The sequence below is a fragment of the Lysinibacillus sp. ZYM-1 genome, from assembly GCF_001308875.1.
GTDB lineage: Bacteria > Bacillota > Bacilli > Bacillales_A > Planococcaceae > Lysinibacillus.
The window spans coordinates 135,229-147,823 of record NZ_KQ465111.1 but is presented as its reverse complement, the minus strand read 5'-3'; the positions used below and the strand labels follow the sequence as shown (position 1 = coordinate 147,823).

12 protein-coding genes are annotated in these 12,595 nt (G+C 36.6%); all 12 read right to left on the bottom strand.

The features are described from left to right. Entirely contained in the window at positions 1-708 is a 708-nt protein-coding gene (locus AO843_RS06970; protein WP_054610392.1) for a lantibiotic protection ABC transporter ATP-binding protein, read from the bottom strand. Between the two features lie 183 nt (positions 709-891). Continuing rightward, positions 892-1,758: a 2-oxoacid:ferredoxin oxidoreductase subunit beta gene (locus tag AO843_RS06965; RefSeq protein WP_054610391.1), complete on the bottom strand. Its 867-nt coding sequence runs from the start codon at positions 1,756-1,758 to the stop codon at positions 892-894. Beyond that, positions 1,758-3,497 carry a 2-oxoacid:acceptor oxidoreductase subunit alpha gene (locus AO843_RS06960; protein ID WP_054610390.1) on the bottom strand — a complete coding sequence of 580 codons (1,740 nt, stop codon included), beginning with the start codon at positions 3,495-3,497 and terminating at the stop codon, positions 1,758-1,760. Before AO843_RS06960 ends, AO843_RS06965 begins: the two co-directional genes overlap by 1 nt. A 263-nt stretch (positions 3,498-3,760) precedes the next feature. Further along, entirely contained in the window at positions 3,761-4,027 is a 267-nt protein-coding gene (locus tag AO843_RS06955; RefSeq protein ID WP_008178903.1) for a stage V sporulation protein S, read from the bottom strand. A gap of 178 nt (positions 4,028-4,205) precedes the next feature. Beyond that, the gene (locus AO843_RS06950; protein ID WP_054610389.1) at positions 4,206-5,003 is read right to left on the bottom strand and encodes a TIGR00282 family metallophosphoesterase; all 798 of its coding nucleotides are present in this window, start codon (positions 5,001-5,003) and stop codon (positions 4,206-4,208) included. Between the two features lie 133 nt (positions 5,004-5,136). Then, on the bottom strand, positions 5,137-6,123 hold the full coding sequence (locus AO843_RS06945; RefSeq protein ID WP_054610450.1) for a glycosyltransferase family 2 protein: 987 nt from the start codon (positions 6,121-6,123) through the stop codon (positions 5,137-5,139). Further along, positions 6,123-7,643 (bottom strand): oligosaccharide flippase family protein, encoded by a 1,521-nt coding sequence (locus AO843_RS06940; protein ID WP_054610388.1) that lies wholly within the window; start codon positions 7,641-7,643, stop codon positions 6,123-6,125. Before AO843_RS06940 ends, AO843_RS06945 begins: the two co-directional genes overlap by 1 nt. 15 nt (positions 7,644-7,658) lie before the next feature. After that, complete coding sequence (locus AO843_RS06935; protein ID WP_255350367.1) at positions 7,659-8,765, bottom strand: glycosyltransferase; 1,107 nt, start codon at positions 8,763-8,765, stop codon at positions 7,659-7,661. Between the two features lie 67 nt (positions 8,766-8,832). After that, positions 8,833-9,918, bottom strand: coding sequence for a glycosyltransferase (locus AO843_RS06930; protein WP_054610387.1), 1,086 nt, complete (start codon positions 9,916-9,918; stop codon positions 8,833-8,835). Between the two features lie 9 nt (positions 9,919-9,927). Continuing rightward, the gene (locus tag AO843_RS06925) at positions 9,928-10,626 is read right to left on the bottom strand and encodes a CpsD/CapB family tyrosine-protein kinase (RefSeq protein WP_054610386.1); all 699 of its coding nucleotides are present in this window, start codon (positions 10,624-10,626) and stop codon (positions 9,928-9,930) included. Next, complete coding sequence (locus AO843_RS06920; RefSeq protein ID WP_054610385.1) at positions 10,626-11,342, bottom strand: YveK family protein; 717 nt, start codon at positions 11,340-11,342, stop codon at positions 10,626-10,628. Before AO843_RS06920 ends, AO843_RS06925 begins: the two co-directional genes overlap by 1 nt. A gap of 68 nt (positions 11,343-11,410) precedes the next feature. Next, the gene (locus AO843_RS06915) at positions 11,411-12,568 is read right to left on the bottom strand and encodes an O-antigen ligase family protein (protein ID WP_082389403.1); all 1,158 of its coding nucleotides are present in this window, start codon (positions 12,566-12,568) and stop codon (positions 11,411-11,413) included. Between the last annotated feature and the right edge of the window lie 27 nt (positions 12,569-12,595).

The following is a 12,595-nucleotide window of genomic DNA, read 5'->3' as shown; positions in this document are numbered from 1 at the left end:
TTAATGGCCTACCTTTCTATTAGCAGACACAACCTGCATAAATAATGATTCTAATTCCTGCCCCTGTGGTGCTGGACCCTGATAACCAAGTCTTCCATCAGCGATAATACCAATATCATCGACGACTTGTTCCACCTCAGACAAAATATGACTGGATAATATGACCGTAATGCCTTGCTCTGGAAAAGAACGAATAAGCTTACGAAGCTCCTGTATACCAATTGGATCTAGCCCATTTGTTGGCTCATCTAAAATTAATAGCTTTGGTTTGTTTAACAGTGCAATCGCTATCCCTAGCCTTTGTTTCATCCCTAAAGAAAACTGTCCTGCCCGTTTTTTACCTGTATTCGTTAAATCTACAACCTTTAAAACTTCTTCGATACGACTTTGTGGTAAACCTAAGGCTATTGTTCGGACTTGTAAATTTTCTTGAGCTGTCAAATTTTCATATAGTGGCGGTGTTTCGATTAAGACACCAATGTCTTGTAAATCATTTCGTGTCCAAGTATGCCCATTAAAAATGATTGCTCCAGTATTGGGTCGTAGCATACCTGTAATCATCTTTAATGTTGTTGATTTCCCTGCCCCGTTAGGTCCAAGCAAACCATAAACCGTATTACGTTGGATTTCTAGCGTTAGTTGATCTACAATTTTTTGCCCTTTCAATGTTTTAGTAAGACTTTCTGTTTTCAATATCAAATCTCTCATTATTAGTCATCATCCTTTCGATGACCTTAGTGTAAAAAATGATTATAAGGATTTTATAAGGTTTCAAATTGTTCTTCACATAGCTTATAGGTGTCATTGCTTACGCTTGCTATTTTAATATTAATCCATACAACAAAAAAGCATTTGGAATATCACTATTCCAAATGCTTTGATTCTATCATCTTACATAAATTCTTTTACTAACTCATTGAAATCATTTTCGCTCATTTTGATATCAATATCTGTTAATGGTAACTCGGAGTAACCAGGTACTTTTTCTTGATAAGACGTTGTTTCTGTATCATGATAAATAACGCCTGTTACTAAGCCCTCGTTCTCCATCACTGTACGCATTGCCATACCGCGATCAGTGTGATCATAGCCTTCGACATCCGCTAGCTTTGTTAAGTTCTCTTTAAACCAATCGTATGTGTTCACTTTGTTATATGTTACACAAGGTGAAAAGACATTGATGAATGAGAAGCCTTTATGGTTGATACCCGCTTCGATTAAAGCTGTTAACTCTTTAATGTCAGTCGAGAAGCCTTGTGCTACAAATGTTGCACCACTTGTTAATGCTACCTCTAATGGTTTCAATGATGGCTCAATTGCCCCACCTGGTGTGGATTTAGTAATAAATCCAGCAGCAGAACGTGGCGATGTTTGACCTTTTGTTAAACCATAAATTTGGTTATCCATGACAATATAAGTAATATCAATGTTACGGCGGATCGCATGAATTGTGTGCCCCATACCGATCGCAAATCCATCACCATCACCACCAGAAGCGATGACATGTAAATCACGATTAGCCATTTTTAACCCTTGTGCAATCGGAAGTGCACGACCATGAATACCATGGAATCCGTAAGAATTAATATATCCTGAAATACGACCCGAACAACCAATCCCTGAAATCACGGCAAGTTCATTTGGTTCAATTCCAACATTCGCAGCAGCACGTTGAATAGCTGCTTGTACGGAGAAGTCTCCACAACCTGGACACCAGTTTGGTTTCACTGTATTACGAAAATCCTTAAATGTTGCCATTAGCGAGTCAACTCCTTCACACGATTTTCTAATTCACCTGGCAAGAATGGTGTACCATTATATTTAGTGATTGTCGCGATTTTATCGTGACCACCTATATTCATCTTCATAATATTAGCTAATTGACCTGTATAGTTATTTTCTACAACGATCACTTTTTTCGCCTGTGATACAAGAGGTGCCATTTCCGCAGATGGGAATGGGTGAACTAAACGAATATGAGCATGATTCACTTTCATACCTTGCGCATTTAGTCGTTCTTGCACTTCTTCGATAGCTCCTCTTGTTGAGTTAAAGCCTACTAATAAAATCTCAGCTTCCTCATGTGGTGCATTTACATACACAGGGTTATCAAATTTCAAACTCTCTAATTTACGGAAACGTTTATCCATTTGTGTTTGACGATTACCTGTTGCTTCAGATGGCTTCCCTGTTTCATCATGTTCAACACCAGTAACGTGGTGAATACCATGTAATGTACCAGGTAATACTCGAGGTGAAACCCCATCTTCAGTATCTTCATAACGTTTGAAGTAGGCTTTATCAGCGGCTTCTTCAAGATCATTGATCACAATTTTACCACGACGAATTTCAATCTTACTGTAATCAAATGGTTCTACAGATTGTTTCCCTAGCGATAATTGTAAATCTGTCATTAAGATAACTGGTAATTGCAATTCCTCTGCAATATTAAATGCTTGGATTGTATCAAAGAATGCTTCCTCCATTGTAGAAGGTGCAATAACTACTTTAGGGATTTCTCCATGTGTTCCGTAAAGCATTGCCATTAAGTCCGATTGTTCTTGCTTTGTTGGTAGCCCAGTTGAAGGACCTCCACGTTGTGTATCAACGACCACTAATGGCTGCTCTGTCATACCTGAAAGACCAATTGCTTCCATCATCAGTGAAAGACCAGGTCCAGCTGATGCTGTAAAGGAACGAACACCACCAAAGTTAGCTCCAATTGCCATTGTTGCAGCAGCAATTTCATCTTCCGTTTGGATAACTGTCCCACCAAATTTCGGTAACTTTTTAATTAAGTATTCCATAATTTCTGAAGCAGGCGTAATTGGGTATGCTGCCATAAAGCGTGTCCCAGCAGCTAATGCACCAAGTGCCACTGCATCGTTACCAATCATAAACATACGACGTTTGCCATCTGCAGGAGAAATTTCCCATGCACCTACACGATCACCTAACAGCTCATTCATGATTTGACGACCACGAGTAATGGCTTCCATATTTTTTTGAACGACCTCTTCGCCCTTTTTCCCAAAAATATCATCGACAACATTTTGGAACACTGCATCTTCTAGATTTAGCAATGATGCTGTTGCTCCGATTGCTACCATGTTTTTCATCAAAGATGTGCCAAGCTCTGCTGCTATTTCCGTAAACGGTACAACAAATAATGGAGCCTTTGAATCTTCTGGTTTAACAGGATCAAATTTAGCATCCGCTAAAATAACACCATTTTCTGTAAGTTCTTTATAATTGACATCGATAGTTTCCTGATCGAACGCCACTAAAATATCTAAATCATCCGCAATTGCACGTACTTCTGTTGGACGAACTGTAATTTTATTATTCGTATGGCCACCTTTAATTCGAGAAGAGAAGTGACGATAACCGTATAGGAAATAGCCTAGACGATTCATTGCCATTGAGAAAATCTCACCTGTACTCTCAATCCCTTCACCTTGTTGCCCACCGACTTTCCATGAAAGCTGATGTAACATGTCAACAACTCCTTAAATCCAATGTGTACTATTATTTTTCCTTCATAAGTTTAACACGAAGAAACCTTCTGCACTATTGTTTCTCAACGATTTAGGCGAAAATCAGACCTTTGACTGAAAATCATGTTCATAAAGTTGTAATTTTCAAAACTAAGCAAAATAACGTACCTATTTCAAGTGACATGTATCATATGTAAACAGGAAAACGAAAAAATGCCTGGCCACTTTATTATGTGACTAGGCATTTTACTTATTACACTTTTTTATCGATTACGTTTTTCCACTAGCAGCTTCAAGGCTGTACGTTCTTCACCAGCAATTAAAATATCGGCAAACGCCGGCGCGCAAATTAAATCTGTGCCACTTGGCGCTACAAATCCGCGTGCGATGGCCACTGCTTTCACGGCTTGGTTAAGTGCCCCTGCCCCAACTGCTTGCATTTCTGCTTGCCCTTTTTCTCTGATTACCGCGACTAATGCACCTGCAACTGAATTTGGATTAGAGCGTGATGATACTTTTAATGAATCCACAATTATTCCTCCCCGTTTCGCGAATAGTGTTTACGCTCAACAACTCAAGTCCCCCTTTTTGGACCTCAAGTTATTGTCCGTAGCACATTTTATGCTCCGCAAAACGGAAATAGACTAGTTCCACAAAGAAACCTGTATCCTCGGTAAAAGTACCCTAAACCAACATACTTCGACTTATTTATCCTTGAAACGGATAATCCTCATTGATATAAATGCGCTCACAAGATTTAGCCTTCCCTGTTTGATCATCAATCTCTACAAAGAAACCACTTAATACCTCTCGCCCTTTTTTCGGTACTTCAAAACGAGAAGGCATATTTGTTTGGAATTTATAAATGACACTTTCCTTCGTCATACCTAAAATTTCATCATACGGACCTGTCATCCCTACATCTGTAATGTAAGCCGTGCCATTAGGATAAATTCGTGCATCTGCTGTTTGCACATGTGTATGTGTCCCAACAACTGCAGAAGCCTTCCCATCTAAATGCCAGCCAAGAGCAATCTTTTCACTTGTTGCTTCCGCATGAAAATCCACAAAAACAAGTGGTGATGTTTGACGAGCTTCTTCAATCAATTTTTCTGCCATGGCAAACGGATCCTCATGGGGAGGTAAAAATACACGACCATGTAAATTAATGACAGATAATGTCACGCCATTTTTAGAAATTTGCACCATACCTTTACCAGGTGCCTCATGTGAAAAATTGGCTGGGCGTATTAAATAATCAGCATCATCAATAAAATCAAATATATCTTTATTGTCCCATGTATGATTGCCCATTGTAATAACGTCTACACCCATTTGTAACAGGTCATTATAAATATTACTTGTAATCCCGCGTCCTGCCGCAGCATTTTCACCATTGGCAATGACAACATCAACATTATATTTCCTTTTTAAGCGTGGTAAATATTTCTCCAACGCATCTCGACCAATTGAACCAACAATATCGCCTATAAATAAAACTTTCATTTTTTCAACCACTCTTTCTTTCCATTACGCCTCTTAATTATTATGCTTTTAGAGGACTTTACGTACCTTGAATACCATCATTAATTGTAACGCTAGGAGGATAATTAAGCAAAATAAAATATATATCTGACAGTTATATCACTTTGGGCTTTTTTACATTCATGTAGATCAAGGTGGAGGATAAAGTAAGCCAATTCATTTTAATTAGTTTTAAGAAGATGAACTGTTTTAGTTTACGGTTGATCAGCTTAACCTTCAGTACATCTGGATAAACTTGTAAAAAGGATTGAATCGCATTTTTAATTGCCTGTGGTTTAGCATCGCATTGATGTAGGATAACAAGTAGCCCTTCAAATTGATAATTTAAAAAGCTATTTTTGACTTCCTCATAAACATCTCCACCTCGTAATTCCTTCAAGAGCTTTTTATATAACAAATCATAATTATTTCTTAAATTGCCCATAGCCCTGCTTGTGAGGGAATTTTGATTGCTAACATTATAGTAATAAAGCTGTTTTGGAACATAACAGATGGATTGATTTTTTATTACAGCTCTCGTTAGAAAAACCGTATCTTCTGCAAAGTTCATTGTTTCATCAAACCGTAACCTATGCGAATCTAAAAAGAATTTTTTATAAAGTTTACAGCATGAAAAACCAAAATGCTTTTCACCTATTTCTGTAAATAACTTGTTTAAACAAACGGTTGCACTGTAAGTACAGTATGTTTTTGAGGGATAATATAATTGCCTACTTCCTTCCGCTTCATGCCAAAATAAATCACATTTGGCAATATTGCTCCCTGTCAGTCTACAAGCTTGATACAGTTCTTCGAGCATCGTTAACTCTAGCCAATCATCCGCATCAACAAAAGTAACATATTGTCCTTTGGCTTGTTCCATTCCTAAATTTCTTGCTTTACTGACACCACCATTGTCGATATTTAAAACGGTTATACGTGCATCGTACTGTGAAAAATCTTGTAAAATGGACAATGATTGATCCTCGCTGCCATCATTAATTGTAATAATTTCAATGTCCTTTAAACTTTGATGACAAATACTCATTAGACATTTGTTCAAATATTTCTCAGCATTATAGACGGGGACAATCACACTCACTAAGACCAAAATTTTGTCCCTCCTTTACGCAATGACTCTAACCACTTTCTTCTTTGCTCTTTCGTCATACCAATACAGAAAAGGCTCACACCTGCCAGAACTGTATAATAAAGAATATATTCGATGATAGAGATCCAAGTAATTGACGGTTTCGTTATTTCCCATAGAAGCTGACTACAGCAAATGGCCAAGATAAATGCTAGAATTAGCCTCGTAATCGTCCGCCAAAAACCTAAGATATCCAAGCCAATTTTTTTATAGTAATAAATATTCATGATAACTACGTTTCCTATAAATAAAGAACTGGCTGTAATAATCGCTGTGCCAATTTTTCCATAAAAATAGATAGCTGGTATGGATACAAAAATATTAGCGACGGCCACTATCATTAACAAAATGGTTCTAAATTTAAAAAGATTTTTCGCTTTCAACACATTAAGACCCAAATTTTGTATGAGATCAATACTGAATGGCACCATAATAATAAGAACGATCGCATAGATGGCGATGAAGTCTTTCCCTAACCACAACAATAAAAATTCTTTTCCAAAAAGAAAAAAGCCACCTAGTATATATCCAACTACTAAAAATTGAGTGGCGCCAACTTTAATGAAGAGCTTGTTAATTTCTAATAACCCATCTTCTTGTGTTACAAGCATAGAGATACGAGGTAGAAATAGGCCACTTATGGCTAAAGCGAGTGACATAAATATCAATACTATTTGCATAGCTACTGCATAAATGGCAACATCCTCAGTACCTTTTAATATTCCTAACAACACTTGATCCGTTTGCCAATAGATTTTATCAACGATGACCGTGATAAAAATAAAAAATGAGTAAATGAAAATTTCCTTTATGAGTTTTGTGTTTTTTAAAGTAAATGTAAATTGAATGGACAGCACCTTCATACAATAAATGGCATCCAATACGAAAAAAAGTATATTATAAATGGCGATAATATAGATCAACGTCACCGCATCGGTTCCCCGTAACAGAAAAAACAACATTGTCAGAGGCTGTACAATCACCTGTAGTAATGTTGTCAATTTAATAAAAATAAATTTTTCATAAGCTTGTAAGATTGAAGTAAAGACACCTAGTGGAAATTGAACCGCTACACTAATAGTCATTATATAACCCATTACTTTCGCTTTGGCTAATTGATCCCCTGATAAGCTTTGTCCAAAAATAATATCCACCTGTGAAAATAAGAAGAAGCCTATCAGTAATGTAAGAAAGCCAATACCGATAAATAATTTTAAAAAGAATCCATTTAATGATGCCTCTAATGCCTTATCCGCTATTGCTCTATTTCTAGCAATATAGCGTACAATCGCATTGCCCAACCCTAAATCTAAAATGGAAAGATAGCCAACAAGTACAATCATTAAAGAATATAAACCGAATTCTTTTTGACCTAGAAGCGAAATCATAAAGGGTGTAAAAAGAAGAGAGGAGATCATCGTACAGCCGATTGTTAGATAAGAAAGAATGGCTCCAATCTTAATTTCTTTCATGAGCACACCTTTCTATTAGTGAGGATTGGCTTTCATGTTTTTACTATCGATGATAGCTGGATATAGAGATTGATATTGCTCCACAACATGCTTAATTTGAAAGTTTGCCAAAACATGTGCGCGACCTAGGTTGGCTCTTTTTTCATATTGCTTTGAATCGTAATTTAATGCCTTATTGATCGCCATCGATAAAGCTGCAGCATCCTTGGCTGGAACAACTTCTCCATAATCCCCTACCAGATATTCACAATCTCCTACATTTGTAGTCACACAGCATGTGCCACTGGCAAGTGCCTCCACCAATACATTCGGTAGCCCCTCTCCCGAAGAGGATAAAATAAATAAATCTGCTGCTGCCATTAATTGCGGAATATCTTCTCTACTACCTAATAAGAATGTGATGTGCTCTAACTGGACATTCTCTATCATTTGCCTCAATTCCCGATTGGAGCCATCTATTTCATAGCCAACTAAAAAGACATAAAAATCTTGTCGCTTCTGTGTTAATAATTTTATGCTTTCCAGTAAATTCCCATAATCCTTTAGTGGGTCCCATCTACCAACATGCAATAAAATAGGTTGATTCAGGATGTTGAATCGTTCCGTATAATATTGTCGCTTCTTACTAGGTTTATAGAAATCAGTATTCACACCATTCACAATCATTCGGTGCTGCTTATTCTTGTAACCAATGGCTTCATGAATTTCTTTGACCTTTGGACCACAAGAAATAATGGCATCCACATGTTTTGACAATTTAGCACAAAGCTTTGCAATAAAAATTGTCCTTCTTTTATTGTCATGTTTATTTAAATTACTATGATGAATACCCCAGATTAACTTCTTTTTTAATAATTTAGAAAGAATGTACCCGAGAAAATTAGCATGGTACATCCAAGTTTGAATAATGTCGCTCTTTCGACATAGCTGGTAACACTGTACAAAGGCACTTCCCATATTACTACGCATATCACATATAGTTACTTTGATGTTTAATTGTTGTTCGATAAACTCACCATAAGTCCCCATCTCTGTCAGACAAATAACCTCTACCTCATACATATCCCGATCCATGTTCTGTAAAAGACGATAAAGCATTGCTTCTGCCCCACCAAGGCCTATGGTGGTGATGATATGAGTAATTTTAATTTTCTTTTGGATAGTCTCATCCTTTGATTTAGTTTGCTAGCTAGGTGTACAGAGCACACAATCTAGTTGCTATTTCTTCTGCATCAAGACCTTTATTTTTAAGACTCTTACTAATAATTTGCGGATCTAGTTTTACATCATTGTTTAAAATCGCTTGAAGCCAGCTTTCGATATCCCCCTCTAGATCCAAATACTGAAGTAACCCAACATCAAGGTCCACTTCTCTTGGCAGTGTGGAAGATACAATGGCTGGTGTACCACAAATTTGTGCTTCTAATAATACAATTCCAAAGCCCTCAAAATGGGACGGTAAAATAAACTTATCCATCAGTTGAAGGAGTTTAATGATATCTGCTCGCTGTCCTAAAAATCGAACATAATCTTCTACATTATGTTCCTTGACGAGGAGGCGGATTTCCTGCTCTAACGGCCCATCCCCTATCAATAACAATTTAAAAGGAATCTCTTGCAGTTTTAATTTAATAGCAAGCTCAATTAAAAAGGGATGATTTTTCACAGGGACAAAACGACCAATATGACCAACTACTAAATCTCCATCCTGTATTCCTAGACTTTCTCCCAAACTCTTTTTCTCTTCAGGCAACAATCGCTCTATTTTCTGCATATCAATTGGATTAGCAACAATATCATAGGCTCTCTTATCAAAGCAAAATTCCCCAGCTTTTTGACTACAAGCCACTAATTTCGTTGCATTTAAAACACTCAACCTTTTCAACAATGTTAACATGATTTTATTGTTCCATTCTTCAGCAACATTTGTATGGCTATGTAATACACGGCACGATACACCAGCCAAACGAGCTGCTAGCATTGTAAAAACTGCTCTGTAGCCTGTATGATCATGAATGGCATCATATCCATATTGCTTTATGATCCGATAAATGTTCCACATATAAGAGATTGGACCTTGCTGCGTAATATATTTTTCGTAAAATATATTCGAACCTTGTTGTAAGAGAATATCATGGTAGGGACCTTTATTAAATGACACAAAATCAAAATGGTACAATGATTTATTAACATTCAACCAAATGTCGGCAATCATCGTCGTTATACCACCAAAATCAGTAGTAGGAATAATATGCAGGATCTTTTTCAATGCCATATTCCACCTTTATTCTTTTCCATAATACTGCTCGTACGTACTACCATTTATCTTAAAATTATTCAAGATAACCCCTAAAATATTGGCTTTGGAAATCGTTAAGATTGATTTTGATTTTACAACGGCTGCTTTCCCTACTGTTCCCGTATTAACAATTAAAAGAGTACCATCACATTTGTTGGATAAGATTTGTGCATCGGATAAAAAAAGTAATGGTGGCGCATCAATAATTATCATATCGTATCGTACTTTCACTTCCACCAACAAGGCTGTCAATGTTTCAGAAGCTAATAACTCTGTGGGATTAGGCGGGATAGGACCACTCGAAATTATATCCACACCTTCTACAAAAGTTTCTTGAATAACATCCTCTATGGTGGATTGGCGTGATAACACTGATGATAGGCCGAAAATATTGTCGAGATAAAATGTATGATGAAGTGTAGGCTTACGCATATCAGCATCAATAATGAGTACACGCTTGCCCTCTTGGGAAAATACTACACCGATATTTGCCGCATTTGTCGATTTTCCTTCACCGGCGATCGAGGAGGTTACTAGAATAGTTTTCACATCTTGATTGGGTTGTGAAAATTTAATATTTGCGCGAATGGTGCGATACTGCTCTGAAGGAATTGACATCATATCAGAAACAGTAATCAGCTTGCGAGCCATTGGTGATTTTTTCGTTTTTCTTTTGAAAAGCATTAAGAAGACCCCCTGGCTCTTGATTTTTTTCTATTGAGTAATTCGATATTACTAACAACTCCAATCACTGGTAAGGATAAAATCTCCTCGATATCTTGCTCTGTTTTAATAGTCTTATCAATCGTTTCTAAAAAATATGCGAGGACTAGTGCCAAACTGAAACCGCTGATGGCTGCTATCATGAGATTCAGTAATTTATTTGGTTTCACAGGTACAGGATGTTCACTAGATTGAGCGACAAAGAGAATATTAATATTATCCACATGCATTAGTACAGGGATTTCCTCTTTAAAAATCTCCGCAATCGTATTGGCAATTTTAACAGCCTTTGCTTCATTCTCATCCTGTACACGAATATTAACCACTTGTGAATTATTGGCGCTGGAAACTTCTATTTGTTTCATTAAAGCTTCTGGAGTTGTGTCGAGTGCCAACACATCAATTACCTTTGTTAAAATAACGGGACTCTTGATAATAACATTGTACGTATTAATTAAACGTAGGTCCGTATCAACATTCTGCGCCCCTATTAGTTGCTGATTCTCATAGCTTTTTTGATTGACCAATAATTGAGTTTCCGCTTCATAAATGGGTGTTTGAATAAAATAGCTAATAAAAATGGCAATGCCTATCGACAGTATCATCAGCATTAGGATTAAGAACCAACGTTTTTGTATTACTTTTATTAGGCTTTGTATTGTCATTTCTTCATTCACAAGATGGATCCCCTCCTAATAGGCAGATAGCGGCAATGCTAATAAAGTATATTAAACAAGCCTACTGGTTATTCGATCAATGTCGTTTTTTTATCCTTATCTCTCAAGCTTCCACTTACAACAAACACAAGGATATGGAGTACATTAAAATATAGAATTTCAAATGTGGAAACCCCTAACATCGCGACTATAACCAGGACTGTCAAAACGGCAAGCTGTTCGTTCATTTGACGATAGCCTTTGGGGATTGCTAACAGAAAACAACAATAGCTAATCAATGCCAGTAAGCCAGCTTCCTGTAAAATATTGATAAATGTGTTATGAGCATGAGAAACACCTATGGACCATAAGGATTCCACTCCGTGTCCCCAAAATTGAACATGCTCAAAAACATATTGCCAAATTTCAAGGCGTCCATCTGTAATATTCGTAGACTTTTTTTCCATTTTCATTAATATACTTTGTACGGCATCTTGCATCATATTCATTTTCAGGAAAGCTATTATCACTATTAATACTGTGCCCGTTAAGAGCGCACTGAATTTTAGTAATGGTAGGAAGGTTTTGTTCAAGCTTTTGAGATTAGAAACGATTACTACAATCGTCACTAATGCAGCCGTTAACAAAGAAGTACGTGCATTTGAAAGCAGTATAATATATAAACTAACTAAATAAATGGCCGTATAGAAACCAAATGCTAGCATTAATTTCAGCTGTTGCTGTCCATGTAACAATTTTACTGTTATCTGATACAGTCTCATAAGCACCACAACCATTAACCCAATCATAGAAAACCCCATTGTATTGGGATTTTCAAATACACCAGCAAACCCTCCAAATAAATAATGAGCTTGTTGAAAACATACAAATAAAAATGGAATGTAGGCTATGAGAACACTATTTACTACAACCTCCATCACATGCTCTTTCACAAGATCATTAAAGAAAATAGAAACTGCTAAAAACATACAAAATAATTGCAGACTATTTTTCAAGAGGTCCATATCCTGGTTCACCCCTGCTGAAATGACACAAAAAAACGTATAAATACTAAAAAAAATACTAGCTTGTACATTTTGAATAATAATTTTTTTATGCCAAAGTAAAGAGATTATGATCATTAATAGGCTGATAACTAAGGATAATTTATGGTAAATTCCATCTACTGGCTGCAGAAGGCTCATCAAAATAAGAGCGCTAAACACCAATGTGTAGAATAGTTTCATGTTAGTCTCACACTCAATTCTACATAG